This window comes from Methanocella conradii HZ254, from assembly GCF_000251105.1.
Lineage (GTDB): Archaea > Halobacteriota > Methanocellia > Methanocellales > Methanocellaceae > Methanocella > Methanocella conradii.
In genome coordinates this window covers 739,919-763,914 of sequence record NC_017034.1, presented here as the reverse complement: position 1 = coordinate 763,914, position 23,996 = coordinate 739,919, and the positions used below count along the sequence as shown (strand labels likewise).

Sequence of the window (23,996 nt, the reverse complement as noted above, 5' to 3'; positions counted from 1 at the left end):
TCCAGTTTTGCCGTCCTCTATTTTTATCTTTGCCTTGAGGATTCTTATAATCGTGCCTTTGGGATGGACGACTTCGCTTGTTGTACCTCTATACGTTCTTCGCCCTTTCCGCTCTCGCGCAATTTCAAAACATCGGTTATCTTTATATCAAAGCCAAGCCTTAAAAGTCCTGAAATGGCCGACAAAAAGAAGCCCTTCAACGTAGACATGGCCGAACAACGCATAAAAAGGCTCTTCAAGCTGGCAGAAAAGGCTTACAAAAAGAGGCCCGACCTGGCAGACAGGTACGTAGAGATATCGAGACGCATCAGCATGCGCCACAGGGTAGGCATACCAGGAGAGCTCAAAAGAAAGGTGTGCAAAAAGTGCGGCTCCTACCTGGTGGCAGGGGAGAACAGCCGCGTCAGGCTAGACGGAAAAAACGTGATAATAACCTGCCTCAAGTGCGGGGCCATCAAGCGGTATCCATACAAATAGATATTATTTTCTAACCAATTATGGTACGACCGATAAGCTTTATATCTTCCTAGTGTATTAAGAATCACTTGTATAGCTGTTCCTATGGGGGCGAAAGGTATGCTACGAAATATCATGGCCGTCGCACTAGTGATGATAATGCTGGTGGCGGTTGCCGCTCCGGCGATGGCGGCTTCAGCCCAGAATAAGGACGTCCACGTGACGAGGGTCGTAGTAGAGCCCTACGGACCAGACATGAACTTCACGGTTTATTACGAAAGCACCTTTTTCACCAGGCTATTCTCTCTCATATTTGGCGCTAAGGTATTACAGCCATCCATAGAGGACCTTTTCGGCAACTTTTCTAACGTGTCGATTGTGAGCATCGACCCTAGTAGCGGGGTGGCAAAGGTGACCGTCAAGGACGTATCAAGGCTAACCGATGGTGGCTGGTACGTATACGATGGCGATGAGGAGCTCGCAGACGTTGTCGACGTCATCGAGGTCCACAACCCTGATGGGAAGGTTGAGACCATGAATGATGCCAAGAAGCTGCCGGTCATCTCTAATAGGCTCCCATCCATCAACAAGTCATAAGTCCCTAATCAGCGTGGCTTTTCGACTTGTGGGATGAGTAAAGCATATTACTGTTGTGCCATGTACCTGTTATTCGTACATGTTGCCGGAGCTATCTGAGGAGAACAGGAGGGCCATAAAGGGCACAACGCCAAAGCAGGCGGTAAAGGACGTCGAGAATGCGGTCTGCGAGGCGGTGAAAGAGGAAAAGAGGGGGGAGAGGCGCCTCATAACGCCCGAGGAGCGGGCGAAGCTAGAGCTAAAGCTGCACAGGCTGCTCGTCTGGGTCGGAGTAATAACGCCCTTCGAGTTCGAGCTTGGCGGCAGGAAGGTCCCCTTGCACGATATAGTGTGGGACCTGCTGGCCAAGGATTGCCTGACCGAGGAAGAAAAGGAGTACGTCAACAAGCTCATCGATAAGCTTCAGAAGCACGAGAAGGTGAACGAGGAGATATTGCATAGCCACGAGCTGACCGAGGAGGAGGCCGATGCCATCTTTAACGAGACGGCAGGGCTTTTGAGGGCCATAGTGAGCCTGAAGTCCCTCGTCGGCAGGAAGGACACCTGCCCGGTCAGGGAGCGGGTGAATAAGCGCAGGCTTGAGGAGGCGAAGTATTGGCTTAGCTTTTTAAGGCAGATAACATGAGTTATCAGATTGTGAGAGAAATGCTATAAATGGGTATGGCTATAGGCCTTATTGGTGGTATGGCCATGCGGCTTACGTCCAGGAATAAGGCCTTTATAGCTGGGTTGCTGGGGTTTGCGCTGCTTCTAGCCCATTTCGTTTTTCCGGCTACCTTCTCCTCCCTCACGTTTGGTTATATGGCCAATAATTTTGGCGTCATCGTTTTATCCGGCCTCGCCTGCGGCGTTGTGGCCTGTTTTTTATTGTATGGTGAGGGGCTGGCCGTCGTCGCCGTCCGATCCTCCGCGGCGGGTCTGGCGGCCGGCCTCATGGCCATGCTGGCCTACTTCGCCCTAGCCTTTTACCTTCTAGCTAATAGAGGCCTGTTGTCCGCCGCCGTGAGCGTTCTCTCCAGCGTCATCGACCTATCGCCCCTGTTCATCCTGGTCATCCTGTCGCTGGCTCTATTCTCAGCCGTAGGTGGCATGGCCTGCAAGCTCCTCTCGATCGCTGTGATAAAGCTCATTAAAAGAAAGGCCGCATAATGGACCGGCCCGGGGATAGGCGAGCCAGCCATCATTTTTAACGTTCTTAAAGCTGACAGTTAGCAGATTATGAGATAAGACTTAAATATTTACAAATCAATATATTGCCTGGTAAGCGCCTGAAGGCACGATAAGTACGTGTGGCCCGGCCATCGGCAAGGACAAGCCGGGCCACACGGCCAAAAAGAGGCAGTGTCGTGATAGGCTTACAGGTATTTAAGGCTTATCTGGCTTGCCTTTGAGAATATATTGAGCCACAGAAGGTAAAATATGCTGATAAAGCCGTTGGTAATCAGTGTTATGTCATTGCTGTTATGCATTGCAATACTGATTACCGTATCAGCTTCGAGCACAATTAACACATCAACAAAAGAAAAGGCCAATGATGGCCGGCTTTTGACGCGAGATATCGTCTTACAAAAGGATGGGCAGGTGACGTTAGGGCAAATAAAAACAGGGGTCGATAACAAAACGCTTCTTAAAGGAGTTGAGATACCTCAATCCTGGAAGAATCTCAGCACCGAAAAACTTGAGCCAACGGAAAAAGATTGGGCGTTTATAAAGGACGCCATAAAAGACCTCTCAGAGGAGGATAAAAATAAATTAATTAACGAGTTTAAAAAGATATGCGAAGGAGAATCGAAGCTCTCCGCCGAGGAACAAAATGATGTTTGCCAAAAGATCGCATACTATACCCTCGAAGCGACAGAGGGTGGCGAACGTGCATAACTGGCGGCTCAAGGTAATGGATAGCGCGGGAGGAGACGAGGGAGCGATAACAGAATTCTACGACTTAATTGGGTAAAACTGTTTTACCCAATTTTTATTTTGTTACAGTGATGATATGGTCAAGGTAAAAATTTCATTAGCTCTGGCATCGGCCATCTTCTTTATGGCGTGGCTCATTGGCTTAGCGTCCATTATACTCCGCTTAATATCTATTATACCAACATCGCCTTTCTTTTTAATCGCTATAATCGAGCTATTAAGCATTGTCTCGCTTTTTGGCTCCGCGCTTTTCTTGCTAGAAGCGAAAAAAGCACGATATCGATGGTATCTGGCAATCCCCATGTGCATAACAATGTCAATGCTTGCCATAGCAAATCTTTTAATTTATCTTAGTGGTAAACCATTTCTTAGCGACCCTATAATCGCCGTGGAAACGCTCTGGATCACTATGCTGGCGCTGCTGGCCCCGTGCTCCGCGTTATTCTTTTTATCATTCCATAGTCGTTTTAGCAATGGATGCGTCGCCGCCTCGTCCGTGGTCAGCGTTTTTTCGATATTTTTCCTTCTGCTCGCCCTCTGGGAAATTTTGAGCTCGACGAGGCCAAGCATACATGCATTTATTGGGGTATTAGACTTATACTGGCTTATCGGGATGCCAATCATCGGCATATGCTTTTTAGCGAACGCAGCAGCGTATAAGAATAAATAATGCCTAGCGGTGCGGGAGCTGAAAAGATGATTAACGATCATGGTATCTTTAATAAGACATGGGAGTAAACACGCAGCATCATCTCTATCTAATGCTTCACGACCTGTCATAGGTGGCGATACCAATGGAGCCTTATGGCACTAACTGGGGTGCTGCTATTGATAATAAAAAGGACAGCGGCCACGAGATGGACCGTCAGGCCTCGTGCTTTACTTCTTCTTTTTTGATGGCCTCGTCGGGGTGGGCGTGCACGTCTCCCGTCATGAAGGTGAGCACCTCGCCATCCAGGGTCTTCATGACCAGCGCCCCATCCTCGTTTATGTCCACCGAGTAGCCCTCATACAGCCTGTCCTGGTCCTTAACGATGATGCGGCTACCCAGCGGGTAGGCCAGCCGCTTGTACTCGTCCAGCAGGGCCGCAAACTGGCCCTCGTTAAAGCTATCGTACTGCCTCTCAAACTCGAGGAGGAGGGCGTCGATGAAGTCTTTCCTGGACACGGTCCTGCCCAGCTCCTCCTTGATGGAGGTGGCGGTCCTCTGAATCTTCTGCGGGAAGGAAAGCCTCTCCACGTTCACGTTCACGCCAAAGCCGAGCACGACGTATTTTATGGAGTTGACGTCCATGGCCATATCCGTAAGGATGCCGCATACCTTCCTGCCGCCTATCAGGATGTCATTGGGCCAGTTTATCCTGGCGTCCAGGCCATAAAGGTCTCTAATCGTCTTACAGACTGCGGAGGCGGCCGCAAGCGTTATCTTGGCGGCATGCCTTGGCGCAACCTTCGGCCTGAGTATCAAAGAGAAGCACACGCCGCCGAACGGGGATATCCACTCCCTGCCAATCCTCCCCTTCAGGCCCCCGCTCTGCGTCTCGGCGAGCACCATGGTGCCCTCCTCGGCCCCGGCAGCTGCCATCTCCTTGGCGATACGGTTCGTGGAGGCCACCTCCTCGAAATAGTGAATCTTATGGCCCAACACTTTAGTCTTCAGGCCCTTCTTGATCTCCTTCGGGACGAGCTTATCCTCGTTCAGGATACACTTCGATATGAAGTTCGTGCTATAGTCGCCCTTACGGAAGTAGGCGTTAAACAATATCATCTTATGGAATGGTATGGTGGTCTTCACGCCCTCTATGACGTACTCGTCGAGCGCCCTGCGCATCCTGTTTATGGCCCCCATCCTCGTGCTATCCCACACGATAAGCTTAGCCACCATGCTATCATAGTATGGGGGAATCTCGTAGCCAGCGTATGAGCACCCGTCAATCCTCACGCCAGGGCCTCCTGGTGCCATATAGCTCGTAATCTTTCCTGGAGATGGGAAGAAGTTCTCCTGGGGGTCCTCAGCGTTAATCCTGCACTCGATGGCGTGGCCGTTAATCTTGATGTCGCTCTGCTTATACTGCAGCTCCTCGCCCGCCGCTATCCTTATCTGCTCCTTGACCAGGTCGATGCCCGTCACGAGCTCGGTGACCGGGTGCTCCACCTGAATCCTGGTGTTGACCTCCATGAAGTAGAAGTTGCCGTGCTTATCCAGTAGAAACTCAAAGGTGCCCGCGTTCTCATATTTTACAGCCCTCGCGCCCTGCACTGCGGCGTTACCCATGATTTCCCTGAGCACGGGCGTCATCCTCGGTGAAGGTGCCTCCTCTAGAAGCTTCTGGTGTCTTCTTTGTATTGAGCAGTCCCTCTCGCCCAGGTGAATCACGTTGCCATTCTTATCCGCCAGTATTTGAAACTCGATGTGCCGCGGGTCCTCCATATACTTTTCAATGTACACGTCCGGGTTGTTGAAGAACGCCTCGGCCTCCCGCCTGGCGCTCTGCAATGCGTCCGGTATCTCGGCGTCGGAGAAAACGGGCCTCATGCCCCTTCCCCCGCCCCCGCCGGCGGCCTTTATTATGCACGGGTAGCCGAACTGGTTTGCAAGCTCGATGGCCTCCTCGTCGCTCCTAATCGCCCCCGGGGAGCCGGGTATCAGCGGTAGCCCCGCCTTCTTCATGGCGGTGCGGGCCACGGTCTTGTCGCCCAGCTTCTTGATGACCGATGGCGGGGGGCCGATAAACGACAGGCCAGCCTTTCTAACGGCCTCCGCGAAAGGAGCGTTCTCGGATAAAAAGCCATACCCCGGGTGTATCGCGTCGCACCCCGCGTCCTGGGCGACCTCGAGCAAGGCGTCCACGTTGAGGTAGCTGCTCTTCGCGGGGGGTGGGCCGATGCAATAGGCCTCGTCGGCATACTTGACGTGCAAGGACTTCACATCCGCCTCTGAATACACGGCCACGGTGGATATGCCCAGCTCCTTACACGCCCTTATAACCCGGAGCGCTATCTCGCCCCGGTTTGCGATCATTACCTTATTAAACATCCTTTCACTCTATTATGGCGAGCACGGCGTTCGCCTCGACGTTCTTCCCCTTCTGAGCGTAAACGGCCTTCACGACGCCAGAGCTGTGGGCCACGATGTCGTTCTCCATCTTCATGGCCTCGAGGACCGCTATCACGTCGCCCTTCTTTACGCTGTCCCCCACCTTCACGTTAACCTTAAGGATGGTGCCCTGCATGGGGCTGGTCACCGCGCCGTTAACCGTGCCCTCCTCCACCGGAGCGGCCTCCTGCACGGGGCCAGGCGCCGGGGCCAGTGCAACCGTCGGCAGCGGGGCGTCGAGCGCCTCTATCCTAATCTCTTTCACGACTCCGTCCATCTCTATCAGGAAGCGGCGGGCGTTAGGCCCGAGCTTTGACTTCTGGCCAGATGCCCTGGGTGTCAGCGGCTCGGGCTTGATCTCCCCCTTGAGGAACTTCTCAGCAACCTGCGGGTAGAGCGCATAGGTCACGTAGTCCTCCTCCTTCACCTCCTTGAGGCCGAGGGCGTTCACCTTTGCCACCACTTCCGGCATCTCAGGCTTCAGGAGGTCCGCGGGGCGGCAGGCTATAGGCTGCTCGTCGCCTATGACCTTCTTCTGTATCTCGGGGTCCACGGGAGCCGGCGTCCTGCCATAGAAGCCTTTCACGTAGTCCTTGACCTCCTTTGGCACTACCTTGTAGCGCTCCCCCATCACCACGTTGAGCACGGCCTGGGTGCCCACGATTTGCGAGGTCGGCGTAACTAACGGCGGGTATCCCAGCTCGCGGCGGACTACCGGCACCTCCTTAAGGACGGCGTCGTACATGTCCAGCTTGTTCTGCTGTTTCAATTGAGACACTAGGTTTGAGAGCATGCCCCCCGGTATCTGGTAGACCAGAACGTTTACGTCGATGCGCTCCGCGATGGGGTCGATGATGCCCTCATACTTCTCCCTTACCTTTAAAAAGTACTCGGCTATCTCCGCGAGCAGCTTTAAGTCGAGGCCAGTATCATAGGGCGTTCCCTGCAGGGCGCCGACGACCGATTCCGTGGCGGGCTGGGAGGTGCCAAAGCTGAAGGGGGACATCGCAGTGTCGAGGATGTCCACCCCTGCCTGCGCCGCCGCGTAGTAGCTCATCGGGGCTATGCCATTCGTACAATGGCAGTGCAAATCCACCGGAAGCCCGACCTCCTTCTTTAGCCTCGAGACGAGGTCGTATGCAGGCGCAGGCAGGATGAGCCCGGCCATGTCCTTGACGCATATTGAGTCGCATTCGAGCTCCGCGAGCCTTTTGGCCATCTCGACGAAGGCTTCGTTGGAGTGCACAGGGCTTATGGTATAGCAAATAGTGCCCTGGACGTGGGAGCCACACTTCTTCGCCGCCCTTATGGAGGCCTCCATGTTCCTCACGTCATTAACGGCGTCGAATATCCTGAAGATATCCACCCCGTTCTTCGCGGCGAGGGTGACGAACTTTTCCACCACGTCGTCCGAGTAATGCCTGTACCCAACGAGGTTCTGGCCCCTGAGAAGCATCTGTATCGGGGTATTTTTGGCGGCCTTTTTGATCATTCGCAGCCGTTCCCACGGGTCCTCGTTGAGGAACCGTATGCATGAGTCGAAGGTCGCGCCTCCCCATGCCTCTAGCGAGAAAAAGCCTACCGCGTCCAGCTTCTCGATGATAGGGAGCATGTCCTCCGTCCTCATGCGCGTCGCCGCCAGTGACTGGTGGGCGTCTCTCAGGATCGTGTCCGTTATCTTTACCATGCCCTTTTCCTCACGGGATAAGCTAAAAGCCTAGATGATGATATAATGATTAATGAATGCGCTACGGTATTTTTAAGGTTATATGATATAACCTTAACGCCTCTCGCTGAATTGGAGCTGGTGCCCGATATGGATAGAGTTAGCATGGTCAGAAAAAGGGATGGGACGCTCGTCGATTTCGACCGGAACAGGATCCTCGGCGCGGTACACAGGGCTTTGATGGCCACAGGCGCCGGGGGAAAGGCCGAGGCCGAGAAGGTCGCCGATGAGGCCGTGAGGAGGGTTGATGAGAAGTACGCGGGCCGTGTGCCCACCGTGGAGGACATCCAGGACATCGTGGTTGAAGTTTTTAGGGATATGGGCTACGAGAGGGTGGCGCTGGAATATGAGAGCTATAGGAGGAGAAAGGAGGAGGTCCGGGGCATCCAGAGAGCGCTGGGGATAGGGGTGGAGCCGAAGCTGACCGTAAACGCCCTTGAGGTGCTGAGGAGGAGGTACCTGCTGAGAGATGAGAGCGGCGAGATCATAGAGACGCCGGCGCAGATGTTCAGGCGGGTGGCCCGCGCCATCGCCGCCGCCGATGGGGCGTACGGCGATGACCCTAAAAAAGCTGAGGAGGAGTTTTATCTTATGATGAGCGGGCTGGAGTTCATGCCCAACTCCCCGACGCTGTTCAACGCAGGCACCGGGACGGGGCTTGCCATGTCTGCGTGCTACGTGCTCCCCGTTGAGGACTCCCTGGAAAGCATATTCACTACGGTGAAGAACATGGCCCTCATAGAGCAGAGCGGCGGTGGAGTGGGATTCGACTTCTCCAGGCTCAGGCCGGCGGGCGACATGGTTCGGTCTACAAAGGGCGTGGCGTCCGGCCCCGTGAGCTTCATGAGGGCGTTCGACACGGCAACCGAGATAATTAAATCGGGGGGCAAGAGGAGGGGTGCCATGATGGCCATTTTAAGGGTTGACCACCCGGACATCATGGAGTTCATCGCCTCTAAGGCGAAGCACGGGGTGCTCACGAATTTCAACATATCCGTGGCGGTGACCGATGAGTTCATGAGAGCCGTGGAAGACGGAAGAGATTATGAGCTGGTGAACCCAAGGACGGGGAAGAGCGTCAAAAGGCTAAGCGCAAGGCATGTCTGGAGCCAGATGGCGGAGAACGCCTGGAAGGGGGGCGACCCAGGCGTGGTCTTCATAGACGAGATTAACAGGCATAACCCTACGCCGCATGTGGGGCGCATCGAGGCCACCAACCCGTGTGGTGAGCAGCCGCTTCTCCCGTACGAGTCGTGTAACCTGGGCAGCATAAACCTTTCGAGGATGTGTAAAAACGGGGACGTCGACTGGGAGAAGCTGCGTAGGACTATAGGCGCAGCCGTCCACTTTTTGGATAACGTGATAGACGTCAACCCGTATCCTCTCAAGGAGATCGACGCCATGACGAAGGCCAACAGGAAGATCGGGCTAGGGGTCATGGGGTTCGCCGAGATGCTCATAAAGCTGGGAATCCCTTATGACTCGAAGGATGCGCTGGCGCTCGGCGAGAGGATCGCCCGCTTCCTCGAGGATGAGGCGGCGAGGGCTTCGGAAGAGCTTGCGGGGCGGCGGGGGGCTTTTCCAAATTACCAGGGCAGCATCTGGAAGTCTCCCAGGAGGAATGCCACGGTGACCACTATAGCCCCGACCGGGACGATAAGCATAATCGCCGGGTGCTCGTCTGGCATCGAGCCACTGTTTGCCGTCGCTTTCATGAGGCACGTGCTCGGCGGGGAGAGGCTGTTCGAGATTAACCCATTGTTCGAGAGGGTGGCCAAGGAGAGAGGGTTCTACAGCAGCAGTCTGCTCGATAAGGTCGTGAGGCAGGGCACGCTAGACGGCATAAAGGAGGTGCCCGAAGACGTGAAAAGGCTCTTCGTCACGGCGCACGAGATAGCCCCTGAGTGGCACGTGAGGATGCAGGCGGCCTTCCAGAAGTACACCGAGAACGCGGTCTCCAAGACCGTTAACCTGCCACGGAGCGCGACGCCCGCCGACATAGAGGGGATATATAGCCTGGCATACCGCTTGAAGTGTAAGGGCGTCACTGTATACCGGTATGGCAGCAAGGGCGAGCAGGTCCTCAACCTGGGCCTGGGAGAGGAGGAGGCGAAGAGGCGAGTGACGGCGTCGGGCGAGTACGCGGGCGGCATGCCGTCTGACACGTGTCAGGTCTGTGGGTGATAGCTATGGGATACGTCTACCTTTATCATGGGACCGGGGCCGGGAAGACCACGAGTGCCCTGGGCCTGGCCTTGAGGTCTATTGGCCAGGGCAGGAAGGCCGTAATCGTCCAGTTTTTAAAGTGGTGGAAGGATACGGGCGAGTATAAGATCATGGAGCGGCTCGGGCCCGACTATGTCATCCGCCAGTTCGGGAGGCCCGGATGGATATGCCAGGACGTCTCGAAAACGGAGGTGAATGAGGGTGGCCTGTCCCTAAAGGTGAGGGGGATTGAGGATGAGGATAAAGAGTCGGCCCTGGAGGGCCTCGAATTCGCCAGGAAGGCTCTTCTTGATAGGCCTGGCCTCATGGTGCTCGACGAGGCCTGCCTCGCGGCTCATCTGGGAATCCTCGAGGTTGGCGATATACTGGCGCTTCTAAGGGATGTACCCGAGGATACGGATGTCGTGTTGACGGGGAGGTTTGCCCCGAAGGAGCTCATAGATAGGGCTGACTTCGTCAACGAGGTCGTGGGGAGGAAGGCCCCTGAGCGCTTCGTCACCACCAGGGGTATCCAGTATTAGCACGCCCCCAAAAATATACATACCCTTTAGGGCTATATGAAAAAAGATAAAATCATGGCCAAGTCGTGCATCGTTTATTTCTCGCAGACCGGGAACACTGAAAAGGTGGCGTACACCATAGCGGGCAGGCTCCAGGGCGAGGGATTCGAGCACGTAACGCTCCAGCTTGAGGATGCCCACGACTTCCCGGAGGCGTATGTGGACGCCGATATACTGGGCATAGGATTCCCCACGTTTTTCGGCTACCCTCCCCCACACGTCATGAAGTTTATCGAGTCTTTGGAGGGCAACGGGAGGCACGCCTTCGTCTTCACGACTTATGGCGGCTGTACGGCGGGGGACAGCCTCTACGATGCGGCGAGAGCGCTACACGAAAGGGGGTTCGCCATACTGGGAGGGCTTAAGGTGGAGGGCTTTGACAACTATCCCCAGAGCATATGGCTTAAGATAAACGAGGGCAGGCCTAACGAGCTTGACCTGGCAAGGTCGGAGGAGTTCGCAGCCCTCGCCATAAAGGCATACAGGGAGGGGAGAAGTCTCAGCCCCGAAGCCCTGGCAACCTCCAATCTCTTTTTCGTAAAAAAGCGCGATAAGTCTCGAAAGGAGACAATGGCGGCCATGCGCAAAAAGATAGAGGGTAAGGTGGTCTTCAACAAGGAGATGTGCCTGTTTTGCGAGACCTGCAAGAAGTCCTGTCCTACGAAGAGCATCACCACGGGCGAGGCGTTCCCCGAGTTTAGCTGGAAGTGTATCGACGGCGTGAGGTGTTTCCAGTGTGTCAGGGTGTGCCCCGGGAAGGCGCTGCTGTATGAGCAGCCCATCTCTGATAAGGAGTATAAGAGGTTCTTGAAGGGCATCGCCGACAGCCCTGAGGAGAAGGCGAGGCCCTACGTGGTCGCCTGAGCGTCCGAAAATAGCTTTATTAGCTTGTAGGGCGTGTAAGAGTGTATATGCTAGAAAGTATTGTGGATGTCCTGTTATCGACCGCTATCGTGTTCGCCCTGGCCTTCGGGGTGCTTTTCCTCATATATTATTTTACTTCGCCCATCTATACTGAGTATGGCGATAAGAGGTCGAGGCTGTGCTATAGCCTCTTGAACTCGTTGTATTTTTCCCTTGTGCTGGCCATACTTTTCGCCGTGCTGCCCGGCCTGTCGAATAGCTATGGGGTGCTCGTGAGCCTTGCCGTCGGGCTTGTCATCATCCTCATAACGACCGCCATCCAGGTGTATGCCGTGGCAGCTCTGGTCAGGGGCGGCTTCCTGAAGATGAGGCAAAAGACGAGGAAATACAAATAAGGCTGGGGCTCTAAGCTTAAGGCTTTGAATTACTTATTTAACACCAGGAAAAGCCTTATATATAATTCCCGCTGGAGTCATTTTCCGATGGAAAAGCTGAGAATTCTGGTAATAAATAACTATGGGCAGACCTGCCACCTCATACATAGGGCGCTGCGTGACCTCGGCATGGACGTAAAGCTCGTGCCGAACACTATACAGGTGGAGGAAGTCTTAAAGATGGAGCCTGACGGGCTTGTCTTTAGCGGCGGGCCCACCATGGAGAGGACAGGCAACGGGATGAATCTTGTTAAGATGGATTTGCCCATTTTGGGCATTTGCCTGGGCCACCAGCTCATGGCCCTCGCCTACGGGGGGGAGACGAGGACCGGAAAGTATGGAGGCTTTGCGAGGGTTGACGTGGAGGTAATCGATGAGGACGACATCCTGAGGGGGATGGCTCCCACCACTAAGGTGTGGGCGTCTCACCAGGACGAGGTGTCAAAGCTTCCGCCCGGCTTTAAGCTGCTCGCCCGATCCAGCATTTGCGAGATTGAGGCCATGCGGCATGCATCGAAGCCGCTTTACGGTGTGCAGTGGCACCCGGAGGTCTCCCACACTGAGAAGGGCATAGACCTTCTCAAAAACTTTTTAGAGGTGTGCTCCAGGGCTTGACTGAAGTGATGGAGCCGAGAAAGGCTATAGAGAGGCTAAAGGCCGCTGACGTAGGCCTGATAGCCCGCGAGGTGTCCAGGGCGGGCTTCAGGTGTAAGCGCTGCGGGAAGTGCTGCAGCGGCAGGTTTGGCGATAATACGGTAACGGTCTTCCCGTCTGAGATGAGGGCTATAATGGGCGCGACGGGCCTGGACTGGCTGGACATCGCAGTGCCCCACGAGAGTCGCGATTTTGACGAGGAGGGATACTGTCATACTTTTGAGTGGGCGCTGCGTAAGAAAGGGAATGGGGATTGTATTTTCCTTGAAGATGGGCGGTGTATGATATATGAGTGCCGTCCCTTTATCTGCCGTACATATCCTTTCAGGCTGGATATTGCCCGCATGGAGGTCGAATCGTACGAATGCGATGGATTAGGCTCCGGAGGTATGGATGAGGCGAGCGCGAGGAGCATGGCTGAGGCGCTTATACAAAGGGCGATAGTTGAAGCCAGTGAAGCCGTGTCACTCCTCGAAAAATACGAGCCGTTTCGCCCCGGAAAACCCATCCAGGGCCATCGGCCCATATACATTGTACACGATAGCGAAGGGTCGCGAAAAGTACAGAAAAACGACGACGGCGCATTCTCTTTCATATAAAACGCCCTTTTCCTCGAATTATATTTAATATAAAACGCGACTTCTATCACATTGCCATGTACAACGTCGAGTACCGCATAAGGGTTGGCGAGATGGCCCCGGACTTCACATTAAAAAGCACGACAGGGCGAGAAATAAGGCTGTACGACTGCAAGAATAAAAAGAGCGTGCTGCTATTCTTCTTCAACCATAAGAAGGCGGAGTGCCTGGAGCGGCTAAAGACGCTTGCGGAGGATTACGAGAAATTTAAGGAGGCGGGGGCGGTGATATTCCCCATAAGCGTCCTTAGACTCGATGAGGGCAGAGCCATCGTGGAAAGGCTGGGCCTTCCCTTCGGGATACTTTGCGACGACGGCCACTCGGTGGTCCGCGCCTACAACATGGGGAGGTGCAGCTCCACCCCGGCACACGTCTGCTTCGAGGTCATCCACGACGTCGAGCGCCCCACCATGCTCGTGGTGGACACGAGCGGCGTAATACGCTATATACAGCGAGTAGACGCCTCCGGAAATCCTGATAGCCTAACGCTTCTCGAGGAGTGCCGTAAGTCCCTCAAATAGGCCGGCGTCGGGAAAGCTGGCGCAAACCTGGGGCCTGGTCTCGTATATCGTGCACAGGCCATCCTCAAGGTAAACGCACCCATCCTCATCCTTTGGCATGATGAGGGAGCCATCCCTGGAGGCCGCGATGGCAAAGGCGAGGCCCGCGCTGAGGCTCTCGTCAAGGTCGAGCAGGCTGGAGCACATTATCTCAAGGGACCTGGCCTCGCATGTCGACAGCCTTCTAAACGAGCCTTTCCTCGGCCTATATTCTAAACTTTTCATTATGTCCAGCCTTTTCTCGTATATCCACCTCTGCACGTCGTATACTGAGACTTCGACCCGCCAGGGCCTGCGGCAGCAGCTGCCACACCTCATGCACTTAAAAGCGCCTCTACTCCGGACCGCCGGGCAAGTGGAGTACGTCTCATATGCCGCGTATAGCTCCTCTATCGTATGCTTTCCTCCCCGGGCGCGGGCGAAGAACTCCTGACGGCTTAGCATAAATAATGGATTATTATCGCCATATTATAATTTTTTGCGGTTCGGCCATGTCTTCATAAACGCTCTACCAGCAAGGCTATCAGTTTCAGCGGCGTTTGTTCTCATAATCTTTTAGCATGTTATTCTTAAATATCTCCAGGCCTTTTGTGGTGGGTGAGAATAGGAGCATCGTGTACCCATGAACATCGCTTTCACGGCATTCCACGATGCCCAGGCTTACGAGAGATCCCTCGGCCTTATACCTCTTTCCATCGCCTAGTAACGCTCCGAGGACTGCCCTCTCCGAGCAGCCTATTCCTCTTGCGATTTGCCTGGCGCTAAACCATTCTGGCTCGCCCATACAGCTATCACAAACCCATTCAAACGCTTTTTTGCGTGTGCTACTATGTTTCAGCGATCTGTAGACACTCCATATATCCGGCCCGTCGCTATCTTCCATGCTTCCACGTCACCCGCCCTCTTCTCTAGCCTGCTAGCCGTATGGTTGCCACATTAAAGCCATTCCATGTTTAAAATAAGGATTATATAAGGCTTCTCTCACAATCTGATAACTGAAAAACATTATGGGATAAAATTTTAGAGCTAGCTATCTTCTAAAATGGTTGTATGCCCTAAAAAATGGCAGATAAGCATAAAATATATTTTTGGGCTTCTCTCACTACTCATTGGAGGCATAGCCCAGGAGATGCCTGCCCGCTAAACTCCACCTTCATAAGAGCGGGCATCCACAGGCCATGCTTCCAGGAGCATAAAAGAATATGAAAATTAAAGGTATATTAACCTTAGCATCGGTCGCCATACTAGTGGCGACAGGAGGGGGGAACGCGTTCGCTTATACGTGGCCGGGCACTCCCAGCTATCAGGCCGAAACTTCCTCGGGAACCCACTATTTCATGATCAGGGACTACTACGGCTATAGCTATGCTGGCTCAGACTTTTCCGTGCAGAACAACCAGTATTATAGTGTATAAGAGGACATAAATGAAAAACATTTCTTTTATTCTTTATCCTACGAATGTGAAGGGCCAATTGTAGTTCTGAGGAAATGGCATGAGCGACGTGTTGATCGTGGCCAGGAAAGAGTTCTCTGATTTATTAAATAGCAGGCTGGTACTTATAGTCCTGGCTTTTTATATGTTTGTATTACTCCAAACATTTTATCAGATGTACACAAATACTATTACTACTCCTAAAGGGCTTATTTTAATGGAGCCTGGATTTGATGCGTGTTATCTTGGCAGCCTTGTCGCCGTAGTACTGGGCTTTTCCGCCATGTCAGAGGAGACCTCGGGTAAGGCGCTTAACACCTTGATGGTAAAGCCTTTGTATAGGGACACGATTATCAACGGTAAACTACTGGGCGGCGTAGCGTTCTTATCATGGATATTCTGGATAACGGTGGCTATTTATACGCTGGCGATAAACCTCATTGCAGGCAGTTTGATCAGCCCTTACATGGCATTATACGTTGAAAGGCTGCCATTCGTATTCTTACTATATCTCTTAATCACTATGCTCTTTTTCTCGCTGTCCATGCTGATGAGCATATTGTTCAAAGAGCAGAGCTTTGCCCTTTTCATGGGATTCCTCGTATGGATAGTCTTCATATTCTTGCTACACGATATATCAATAATGCAGAATCTCGTCGTCTCCTTGAATTTGGCGTTAGGCGGCCAGTACTTCTCGATGTATGATCCCTTCAGCCCCATATCGATGATTCGCTCCATGCTAGTGGTTGATAACTACGAAAATATAGGTGCTTTAATATCAATGGAGATGCCTAAAATTGTTAAGCTGGCGTTTTATTGTTTTGTTTCTATAGCATTAGCGTATGTCGCTTTCCTCAGGAAGGATGTGGAGTGAAGGCCGTGTTTGAGGTGGCTAAGAACGAGTTCTCGCTGGTAGCGAGAAATCGGATAATAGTGGTGTTCGTCGTGCTGGTCCTGGCATGGGCGGCCGTTAATACGCTTGGGTATTCTCGCACGTGGGATAAGCTACAACAAGATCCTTTGAATATCGATGATCCGTTCTATCTCCTCGGTTTCGGTAGTTTTTTCTACAACCTATCCATGCTTTTCGCGTTCCTGTCCATGTGTATAGGCATTATATCGATTGCTGACGAGAGGTCAAGAGGCTCTCTGCGGGTATTGATGACAAAGCCGCTATATCGCCGTGACATCATAACGGGTAAGTTTCTGGGCATAAGCCTATTCATGTTACTGCTAGTGTTTTTAGGCTATATACTATTTGTATTGCCGTTAATAATATTTTATGGAGGCCCTGTCTCTTTTTCGGATTTCCTCCTCAGGCTTGTCTCGATTATTATCCTGACGTTTCTTAACAGTAGCTTTACCCTGGGACTGGTAATGCTCTTCGGAATCGTGCTCGGCAAAGCAGAAGCCCTGGTAGTATCTCTCGCGTACATCGCCCTTGAATGGGTAATAGAATTACCCAGCGTGTCCACTTACCTGGGAAAACCCCTTGAGATCATAGACCCGGTGATATTATTCAATAATGCGATTAACCCGAACAGTGCCTATTATATTTTTAGCCCTGACCTCCCTCAGTTCAGCACATGGCTTGGTTATTCTATGCCATATATTGTATTGATGGTGGCCGAAGCCGTAGCCATCGTACTGGTTAATTGTACGTTATTCAATCGGGAGGAAACGTGATGTTCAGCTTAAAAGATTTACTGGTGCCTGGATTTTTATTGGTCATCTTTTTAGTAGCGGCTACAGCGCCTGCCGGCGCCTCTTCGCAGAAGTTTGTCGCCGTTGCCGTCGGGCATTTTCATACGCTTGCTTTAGCGGACGACGGGACGATATGGAAGTCCGGCAACGAGTATACGCCAGGTAGCGGCCCGTATGCGGACGAGTTCTCTTATGTCCAGATACCGATAAGCGACGTAGTGGCAATTGCCGCTGGAGGCTTTCATAGCCTCGCCCTTAAAAAAGATGGCACGGTATGGGCATGGGGCGTTAATAATTTTGGCCAGCTTGGCGACGGCACGACCGAGAACAGGTACACGCCAGTACAGGTGCAGGGCCTCGATAATGTCGTGATGATATCGGCAGGGGATTTTCATAGCCTCGCCCTTAAAAAAGATGGCACAGTATGGGCATGGGGATTGAACCGGGAGTATGAGCTTGGGGATGGTACGACCGAGAACAGGTACACGCCAGTACAGGTCGAAGGCTTGTCCGGCGTTAGGCAGATAATGGGGCCTTGTTTCGCCATCAAGGAGGATGGCACGGTATGGGCGCGGGGTAAAGCCATGGGCACGAATGGCACGGTACCATACCAGGTGCCAGGGCTAAGGAATGTAAAAGCGATAGACATGGACTATGGGTATACGCATGCTCTCTTTATTAAGGAGGATGGCACGGTATGGGCGTGGGGCCTCAATACTAATGGCCAGCTAGGAGACGGCTCACTACTCGACAGGAGCGACCCGTATAAAACCGTCCCGGTGCAAGTCAAGAACCTTAAAGATGCAAAGGCCGTGTCGGCTGGCATAATGACTTCTATGGCGCTTAAAGACGATGGCACAGTATGGGTGTGGGGATTAAATGGGGGAGGCCAGCATGGCGTTGGCATGGTAGGAGACATAGTAGCAACGCCAAAAATGGTACAGGGATTGAGCGGGGTCGTTGCCATAAGCTCTAAACTGGTACATTCAGCGTTCCTCAAAGAGGATGGAAGCGTATGGGTATGCGGTGAGAATGGCGTGCGTAACATGGCAGCCGAGAGCCCCGTGGAAGCATACGCTGGCAAGCCTATAAAAGTATTAGGGCCTGACAGCGGTAGCTCTGAACCGGCCGCCACTCCAGATGCGACTCCGGATCAAGCTAGCAATAGCAATAATAGCGCTCCCGTTAGCCAGGGCGTGATACAGGATAACGGACTATTAACCATATTATTGCTTATGCTCTGCATCGCCGTCATAATAGCCTGCGCCGTAGCTTACCTATTCGTATTCAAGAGAATGTAGGCGATCGAATAGGTAAGCTAACCGGGCTAAAACGTCAATTTTTAATTGAAAACGAAATACCCGGCAAGCTTCTGTGCCACGGCAATGTCATCCATCTTTTCTATGAAGTCCTGCTTATTTTTATATGGGCGGTTTCGGACGATTGCCATGGCCCGCTTCTCTCCCACGCCGGGCAGGCTTTCAAGCGCCTTCCGGGAGGCGTGGTTGACGTCTAGTGGGTATGGCACCGCGGTTATGGAGCGGAAGCCATGGCCAACCACATTAACCGTAAAGAACTCCCCCAGCGGCAACTCCTCAGGTACGCCGACGAGGAGCGGGTAGGTGGCAATCTGCCTTCCGAAGGTGATGCCGCCCTCGTGCAGCTCCATGCGGACGTCCGGCAACACGGTCCCGACGGGCGCCACCCTCCGGAGCATCTCCATGTCGATGTCCCGCCTTATCTTCTCCTTATAGGCGTGGAAGATGCCCTTGTGCTTCCTTATTATGCGGTCCCCAACCTCGCCCATGCAGGTGCCCTCGAAGGGCATCACCTGCCTTATGTTGATACGCCTTACAAGCAGGCCTTCCTCAAGGATTCTCCTCAAAAACTCGTAGTTGAGCTGGAAGGTATTCCTGGTCTCCCCTATGAGGCCGTGCACGAAGTTAAGGCCGGGCAATAGCTCAGGAAGCCCGGAGGCTCCCCTCGCCCCGCCCACCTCGTTCACGAGCCTTATCGCCTCGAGCACTTCCTCGGGCATCGCCTTCAGCCTGTTCAGCCTTATCACATGGGGGTCCGCGCTCTCCATGCCGAAGGCCGCCACGTCTCCCGACGTATGGTACTTTATTATGGCCTTGAGCGCCTCCCTTGACCTCTCCGGATGATGGGCGATTGTGCCGGGGTTGACGTTGTCCAGGTGCAGCACCTTGAGGCCTGGCGCGACCTCCCTGATGCCCCTGTAAAGCTTCTCTATGGCCTCGACGTTTGGCTCCGGGAACTCTGCGTCGCCCCGTGCCATGTAAGTCAGCAGGTCTGGCTGGCGCCCCAAGCGGAAGTGCCTCACGCCAATTGAATAGAGCGCCTCCACCTCCTTTATTATATCCCCGACCCTCCTGAAGTCGGGGCGGCCATAGAAGCCCTCAGTACAAAAGGAACAAGTGCCCCTAAAGCAGCCCCTATAAGTCTCCATCTCGAGCATTGTGTGAGGGAAGTCGGGGTGCATGGGCACTATCCTTGCCCCCTTCACCGCCCATTCTGCGATATCCCTGGAGGCCCTTCTCAGCGAAGGGTCGACGGATAGCCCCTCGGTAACGTAGCCGTGAACGACCGCCTCAACGTCCCCCGTCGCCACGATGTCAAAGGCCGGGCTTGCCTTTATTCTATGGGCCATCTTACCCCCCTCGACGCCAGGCCCGAACATGGACATGGGGCCCCCAAGTATCTTTACCGCCTTAACGCCTGTCATGTACCTTTCCAGCTCGGGGAGGGTGGCCGGGGTGCCTCCCAGGTACTTCCCGGGCACGGTCACGCCGGCGATGACGACCACAAGGTCCGACCTGTTCATGACGTCCAGTATAGAGCGGTCCCTTCGTAGCTGGTCAATCGTATAATAAAGCACTTCACCTGGCAGCGCGCCCGCCACGTACCTCGGGTAGGGGGACATGTAGGGGGGCACGCCCAGGCACGTGGGCTCGTCGACATATCCATCCAGTATGACTGTGCGCCGGATCTGCATCGCACGTATAATGGCCGCGCCCCTTTAAAACATTATCCCGCTTCTCACAAAAAGTTAAAATATGCTCCCATCCATGTAACAGGTTATATGCCTATTAAAACCCCATCCTCAAGGCCTCGATGGCACATATTCCGCATTCTAGCGTTCGAAGAGCGCCGGGCTGAAGCTCTAAAAGAATACCTGGACGGGCGGGACGAGGTCAGCCTGGCAAAGGTAAACTATAAGGATCATACGCTCATAGCCAGCCTGCTGCCAGGCGCCGAAGGGCGGGACGTGGAGGAGGCTGCCACTGCCGGCGGCTTCCCGCTCGTGGAGTCCCGTGCCCCGCTTGACTCGCCTGAGGGCAGGCTTGAGGTCGCGCTGCTTGGGTTGACCGCCCTGGCCACCATAATATCGTTCCTTGGTACCTACTACGGGGTCGTGACTGGCGACGCGGCAATGCTGCTCGGCGCTTTCATGGTCTTCATCTGCGGGTACCCCATCCTCAAGAAAGCGATCAGGGACGCCCTCGAGATGAAGTTCGGCTCCGAGATGCTGCTGGCGCTTGCCATCATGGCACCCCTGCCATACTCCTACCAGTTCACGCCATCGGTATACTATGCGTCCGGCATCATCGTGCTCATCGCCCAGGCGTCGAGCATTCTCAACCGGTGTATAGAGCCGAGGTTTAGGGATATGGGCTTTTTCCTGCCCACCATGGCGCTGGGCGAAAATGGCGGGTGGGTAAGCCTTGAGGGCGTTAAGGCGGGGGACGTATTGAGGGTTAAGCCTGGGTTCCGGGTGCCCGCTGATGGCACAGTCGTCGAGGGCGAAGGCCTCGTCGCCCGCCCCGGCTCATGCAAAGGCACACGGGTTAAGGCGGGGTCCATGGTGGACGGGGGCTCCCTCCTGCTGGAGGGGGAGGTCAAGGTTAAGGCTGCACGGGATAAGGGCGAGTCGAGGCTTAAAAGAGCCGCCCTGGCAATGGAGGAGGCCAGGAGGCCCATCGAGGTGCTGCTCAGCTATCCAAAGTCGATCGAAAGGGCGCTCCTCCTGGTCACCGTGATGGGCGTGTCCTTCGTCCTGATATTCTTTAATAATATGATGTCAGCCGTGGCAGTCCTTTTGGCGGCCGCCCCTATAGCGGCCCTCATCTCGAGGCCATTGTCTCTATTCGCCTGCTCCCTGGCAGCCTCCAGGAATGGCGCGGGGTTCATGAGCCATGGCTCGATAGAGCGCATGAGCATGGCGGATACCGTGGCATTCGACGGCCTGGGCTCGGTCGTGGACGGCGCCTCGCTCGCAGGCATCGCCGCGGCCGAGGGGCACTCAGATGGCGACGTGAAGGCTGCGGTCGAGGCGTACAGGGGCGATGACCCGACTTTCGGGGACGCAATAGGCATGGAGGGCGGCTATTCTCTCCTTAGCCTCACCGATGCCTCAAGGGCCACGGCCATACATGATAGCCTCATAAGCAAAGCCAGGGCTTTTGAAAGCCAGGGTAAGCTGGTGCGCTACGCTTTCAAGGGCGACGAGCTTCTTGGGGTTGTAGCATTCGACCTCTCGGTACCTGGCGACTTGAAGGCCTCGGTAGAGCGGCTGGGCAGGATGGGCGTAAAGAGCGTACTCCTCCTATCCGAAGAGCCTCAAGGCGTGTCAGAGGCCATGGCGAAGAAGGCTGGCATAAGCGTCGTCAAGCCTCGCATGGATGACGAGGAGCGTTTAGAGTTTATCGCAAAGCTGGCCGCCTCGAAGAACGTGCTGGCGGCGGGGAGGGGGTGCGGCATCTCGAGGCTCGCGGCAAATGCGGCCGCAGTGACCATAAAGGAGCCCGCAGTAGGCTTCGAGGGGCTGGAGGACGCCGTCTGCGCCTCTCCCGTGAACGTAGCGGGCTTATTGTCCCTCTCCAGGAAAGAGGTGAAGCGGGCGAGCGAGGGCATGTCATTTGGCTTTTACTTTAACTCCATAGCCATCGTCGTCGCTGCGGCCATGCTCGTGGACGTCGAGATAATGCTGCTCATGGTGGTGGCAAGCGTCGCCGTAATAGCCACTAACTCTGCCAGGCTATGCCTCTCCCGCCTGAAGTAAGCGGGAGGGGATTTTATATATAGATATATTTATATATTATTTTGATGAGGTTTACTTGCGTTCTGGTAGCGCTCCTGCTCATTTTTATCGCGGCAGCCCCTGCATTAGCGGAGGAGTACGGCTCCATATCGGGCGTCGTCACCTCCGCCAACAACGCCGCAGTGCCCGACGCCGTGGTCACGCTCTGGGCCATCGTGGACGGGACGCCCGTCTTCGCGGCAGTCCCTAATAACCCGCAATATACCTCTAATTTCTCTTCCACGCTGCCCGGGGCCTATACTTTTACCCACGTCCCCGCAGGCAGGTATAACGTCACGGCTGCATGGGGAGACTATTGGTACTATACGGAAGTGAGCCTTATCGGTGGCACTGCGACGGCTAATATCGTGATCCCCGCGTATATCAACGTCACGGCGCTTGCCACGCCTCTGCCGACGCCCAAGACCTACTATACTTACGTCCCCGTCGAGGTCTCTTCTCCCTTGCCGCATGCCACCACCCGCAGCCCGGGCCTTGGGGCGCTCATCGCATTAATGGCGATCCTTATAGTAGCATTTTCCCGGAAAAGGCCATGACCAGGGGGGCCATATTTTAATTATACCAGACGCATATTATAAGCGGGTCTTATGCTCAAGGTCATCTTTCTGGGCACTGGCGGGTCGATACCGAGCATCAACAGGGGCATGCCATCGCTCATGCTCGTAAGAGAAGGGGAGCGTATGCTCTTCGACTGCGGGGAAGGCACGCAGCGGCAGATGATGCGCGCCAGGACGGGGTTCATGGACGTGGACTCCATCTTTATAACCCACTTCCACGCCGACCACACTCTGGGCATGCCTGGCCTCATCCAGACCATGGGCTTCCAGGGCAGGTCCAGGCCGTTACACATCTACGGCCCCAGGTTTGTCAGGGAGTACTGCGACATCATGAATACGCTTGGCTACCTGAAGCCCGGGTTTGACGTGGTGGCGCACGAGCTCAAGCATGGCGACGTCGTGGAGCGAAAGGGGTATCGTATCGAGGCTTTCAGGACTTTTCACAGCGTGCCGAGCCTTGGCTACGCTTTAAGGGAGGATAAGAGGCCGGGGAGGTTTAATAAGCCGAGGGCGCTGGAGCTCGGGGTGCCCGAGGGACCGCTGTTCGGAAAGCTGCAGCGTGGCGAGGACGTAGCCGTGGATGGCAGGATTGTAAAAAGCTCAGACGTGGTCGGGCCGCCGAGGCCGGGCCGCCTCATAGTCTATACCGGCGACACGGTACCGTCGCACGCCTTTCTATCTATCCTGGAGGGCGCCGACCTGTGGGTCTCCGAGGCCACATTCGCCGACGAGGCCGCGGATAAGGCCGCAGAGACGCTACACTCGACGGCGGGGGATGTGGCCAGGCTCGCGGCCATGGCCGGGGTGCAAAAGCTGGCGCTTACCCATATTAGCAGCCGCTACTCCGAGGACGCCACCCCCTTGCTTGAAGACGCCCGGAAACACTTCAAGGATGCCATTGTCGCCGAAGACTACATGGAAATCGAAGTACCCCTAAGGGACTAGGGTAATGTTTATTGCCTTCAATGCCCGTCTTTCCATTATGACAGCCGAAGAGGCCAAAAAATACGCACACTTCCAGAAGTTCAACAAGGATGCTTACGAGCAGGTTAATGATGCATTGAAGCGGAGGACTCATCTGACTGCGAGGGAGTGGGTCGTGGCGAGGCTATGCGCGGACTTCAAGGCTGACGGGAAGTCGCAGATGACCTGGATAGGCGAGCACTTGCCCGAACTGGTGCCTTTCATGGACAAGCCCTACAGGCGCCAGGACGTGGCCTCGGCGGAGGCCGCCTTCAAGCGTAAAGTGGTCAGGTCGGGCACGACGTTCTTCTACGCCTACTATTCAGGCCTCATCTCGCTAGAGGAGATGCTCGACATCATCCAGGAGGTAATAGGGAACATAGAGGCGTTGAAGAGGATGGAGGGGGTGGAGCCTGGCGACGCAAGCCTGGAGGTCCAGCGGCTGATGGCTGAGACGATGCGGCGCATAACGGATAAGCTGGGCGAGTAGG

27 protein-coding genes are annotated in these 23,996 nt (G+C 54.5%); 20 read left to right on the top strand and 7 right to left on the bottom strand.

The window, feature by feature from the left end; all coding sequences use genetic code 11:
* The first annotated feature begins 174 nt into the window (after positions 1-174).
* From MTC_RS03840 to MTC_RS03820, 5 genes are all read left to right on the top strand, one after another.
* Entirely contained in the window at positions 175-477 is a 303-nt protein-coding gene (locus tag MTC_RS03840) for a ribonuclease P protein component 4 (RefSeq protein WP_014405368.1), read from the top strand.
* 99 nt (positions 478-576) lie between these two features.
* Positions 577-1,053 (top strand): hypothetical protein, encoded by a 477-nt coding sequence (locus tag MTC_RS03835; protein ID WP_014405367.1) that lies wholly within the window; start codon positions 577-579, stop codon positions 1,051-1,053.
* A gap of 79 nt (positions 1,054-1,132) precedes the next feature.
* On the top strand, positions 1,133-1,678 hold the full coding sequence (locus MTC_RS03830; protein ID WP_014405366.1) for a DUF5788 family protein: 546 nt from the start codon (positions 1,133-1,135) through the stop codon (positions 1,676-1,678).
* 35 nt (positions 1,679-1,713) lie between these two features.
* Complete coding sequence (locus MTC_RS03825) at positions 1,714-2,202, top strand: hypothetical protein (RefSeq protein WP_014405365.1); 489 nt, start codon at positions 1,714-1,716, stop codon at positions 2,200-2,202.
* 270 nt (positions 2,203-2,472) lie between these two features.
* Positions 2,473-2,931, top strand: coding sequence for a hypothetical protein (locus MTC_RS03820; protein ID WP_014405364.1), 459 nt, complete (start codon positions 2,473-2,475; stop codon positions 2,929-2,931).
* Between the two features lie 102 nt (positions 2,932-3,033).
* Here MTC_RS03820 and MTC_RS13270 read toward each other — a convergent pair whose 3' ends face one another.
* From MTC_RS13270 to oadA, 4 genes are all read right to left on the bottom strand, one after another.
* Complete coding sequence (locus MTC_RS13270) at positions 3,034-3,300, bottom strand: hypothetical protein (RefSeq protein ID WP_014405363.1); 267 nt, start codon at positions 3,298-3,300, stop codon at positions 3,034-3,036.
* 15 nt (positions 3,301-3,315) lie between these two features.
* Positions 3,316-3,600: a hypothetical protein gene (locus tag MTC_RS13265; RefSeq protein WP_014405362.1), complete on the bottom strand. Its 285-nt coding sequence runs from the start codon at positions 3,598-3,600 to the stop codon at positions 3,316-3,318.
* A gap of 235 nt (positions 3,601-3,835) precedes the next feature.
* Positions 3,836-6,007, bottom strand: coding sequence for an acetyl-CoA carboxylase biotin carboxylase subunit (gene accC / locus MTC_RS03805; RefSeq protein ID WP_014405361.1), 2,172 nt, complete (start codon positions 6,005-6,007; stop codon positions 3,836-3,838).
* 4 nt (positions 6,008-6,011) lie between these two features.
* Positions 6,012-7,754 (bottom strand): sodium-extruding oxaloacetate decarboxylase subunit alpha, encoded by a 1,743-nt coding sequence (oadA, locus tag MTC_RS03800; RefSeq protein WP_014405360.1) that lies wholly within the window; start codon positions 7,752-7,754, stop codon positions 6,012-6,014.
* 129 nt (positions 7,755-7,883) lie between these two features.
* On the opposite strand from oadA, the gene MTC_RS03795 reads away from it, so the two are divergent.
* The 7 genes from MTC_RS03795 (at position 7,884) to MTC_RS03765 (ending at position 13,690) form a co-directional block, all read left to right on the top strand.
* Positions 7,884-9,977 (top strand): adenosylcobalamin-dependent ribonucleoside-diphosphate reductase, encoded by a 2,094-nt coding sequence (locus MTC_RS03795; protein ID WP_048189530.1) that lies wholly within the window; start codon positions 7,884-7,886, stop codon positions 9,975-9,977.
* Positions 9,978-9,982: 5 nt separating this feature from the next.
* Positions 9,983-10,540 (top strand): cob(I)yrinic acid a,c-diamide adenosyltransferase, encoded by a 558-nt coding sequence (locus MTC_RS03790; protein WP_014405358.1) that lies wholly within the window; start codon positions 9,983-9,985, stop codon positions 10,538-10,540.
* Between the two features lie 36 nt (positions 10,541-10,576).
* Positions 10,577-11,443 (top strand): EFR1 family ferrodoxin, encoded by an 867-nt coding sequence (locus MTC_RS03785; RefSeq protein ID WP_014405357.1) that lies wholly within the window; start codon positions 10,577-10,579, stop codon positions 11,441-11,443.
* A 47-nt stretch (positions 11,444-11,490) separates the two neighbouring features.
* On the top strand, positions 11,491-11,838 hold the full coding sequence (locus MTC_RS03780; protein ID WP_014405356.1) for a hypothetical protein: 348 nt from the start codon (positions 11,491-11,493) through the stop codon (positions 11,836-11,838).
* 87 nt (positions 11,839-11,925) lie between these two features.
* Positions 11,926-12,492, top strand: coding sequence for a GMP synthase subunit A (locus MTC_RS03775; protein WP_014405355.1), 567 nt, complete (start codon positions 11,926-11,928; stop codon positions 12,490-12,492).
* Between the two features lie 8 nt (positions 12,493-12,500).
* Complete coding sequence (locus MTC_RS03770) at positions 12,501-13,130, top strand: YkgJ family cysteine cluster protein (RefSeq protein ID WP_014405354.1); 630 nt, start codon at positions 12,501-12,503, stop codon at positions 13,128-13,130.
* A 56-nt stretch (positions 13,131-13,186) separates the two neighbouring features.
* Positions 13,187-13,690 carry a peroxiredoxin family protein gene (locus MTC_RS03765; RefSeq protein ID WP_014405353.1) on the top strand — a complete coding sequence of 168 codons (504 nt, stop codon included), beginning with the start codon at positions 13,187-13,189 and terminating at the stop codon, positions 13,688-13,690.
* On the opposite strand, the gene MTC_RS03760 is transcribed toward MTC_RS03765, so the two are convergent.
* Positions 13,652-14,173 carry a YkgJ family cysteine cluster protein gene (locus MTC_RS03760; protein ID WP_014405352.1) on the bottom strand — a complete coding sequence of 174 codons (522 nt, stop codon included), beginning with the start codon at positions 14,171-14,173 and terminating at the stop codon, positions 13,652-13,654. The two genes, MTC_RS03765 and MTC_RS03760, sit on opposite strands and share 39 nt — an antisense overlap.
* A gap of 85 nt (positions 14,174-14,258) precedes the next feature.
* Entirely contained in the window at positions 14,259-14,612 is a 354-nt protein-coding gene (locus tag MTC_RS03755; RefSeq protein ID WP_014405351.1) for an archaellum operon transcriptional activator EarA family protein, read from the bottom strand.
* Between the two features lie 364 nt (positions 14,613-14,976).
* On the opposite strand from MTC_RS03755, the gene MTC_RS13260 reads away from it, so the two are divergent.
* The 4 genes from MTC_RS13260 to MTC_RS03735 all read left to right on the top strand — a co-directional run bounded on the left by MTC_RS13260 (position 14,977) and on the right by MTC_RS03735 (position 18,167).
* Positions 14,977-15,144, top strand: coding sequence for a hypothetical protein (locus MTC_RS13260; protein WP_158308485.1), 168 nt, complete (start codon positions 14,977-14,979; stop codon positions 15,142-15,144).
* Between the two features lie 79 nt (positions 15,145-15,223).
* Positions 15,224-16,036: an ABC transporter permease gene (locus tag MTC_RS03745; RefSeq protein WP_014405349.1), complete on the top strand. Its 813-nt coding sequence runs from the start codon at positions 15,224-15,226 to the stop codon at positions 16,034-16,036.
* A complete protein-coding gene (locus tag MTC_RS03740; RefSeq protein WP_048188957.1) occupies positions 16,033-16,848 on the top strand; it encodes an ABC transporter permease subunit in 816 nt (271 codons plus the stop codon). Before MTC_RS03745 ends, MTC_RS03740 begins: the two co-directional genes overlap by 4 nt.
* The gene (locus tag MTC_RS03735) at positions 16,848-18,167 is read left to right on the top strand and encodes an RCC1 domain-containing protein (RefSeq protein ID WP_014405347.1); all 1,320 of its coding nucleotides are present in this window, start codon (positions 16,848-16,850) and stop codon (positions 18,165-18,167) included. Before MTC_RS03740 ends, MTC_RS03735 begins: the two co-directional genes overlap by 1 nt.
* A 41-nt stretch (positions 18,168-18,208) precedes the next feature.
* On the opposite strand, the gene MTC_RS03730 is transcribed toward MTC_RS03735, so the two are convergent.
* A complete protein-coding gene (locus MTC_RS03730; protein WP_014405346.1) occupies positions 18,209-19,879 on the bottom strand; it encodes a radical SAM protein in 1,671 nt (556 codons plus the stop codon).
* Positions 19,880-19,966: 87 nt separating this feature from the next.
* Here MTC_RS03730 and MTC_RS03725 point away from each other — a divergent pair, with 87 nt between their 5' ends.
* Genes MTC_RS03725 through MTC_RS03710 form a run of 4 tightly spaced genes read left to right on the top strand, consistent with a single transcriptional unit; the run spans position 19,967 to position 23,995 of the window.
* The gene (locus MTC_RS03725; protein ID WP_014405345.1) at positions 19,967-21,946 is read left to right on the top strand and encodes a P-type ATPase; all 1,980 of its coding nucleotides are present in this window, start codon (positions 19,967-19,969) and stop codon (positions 21,944-21,946) included.
* A gap of 44 nt (positions 21,947-21,990) precedes the next feature.
* A complete protein-coding gene (locus tag MTC_RS03720; protein WP_014405344.1) occupies positions 21,991-22,521 on the top strand; it encodes a carboxypeptidase-like regulatory domain-containing protein in 531 nt (176 codons plus the stop codon).
* A gap of 51 nt (positions 22,522-22,572) precedes the next feature.
* Positions 22,573-23,487, top strand: coding sequence for a ribonuclease Z (locus MTC_RS03715; RefSeq protein ID WP_014405343.1), 915 nt, complete (start codon positions 22,573-22,575; stop codon positions 23,485-23,487).
* Positions 23,488-23,524: 37 nt separating this feature from the next.
* Positions 23,525-23,995: a DUF5806 family protein gene (locus MTC_RS03710; RefSeq protein ID WP_143767060.1), complete on the top strand. Its 471-nt coding sequence runs from the start codon at positions 23,525-23,527 to the stop codon at positions 23,993-23,995.
* The last annotated feature ends 1 nt before the right edge of the window (position 23,996 follow it).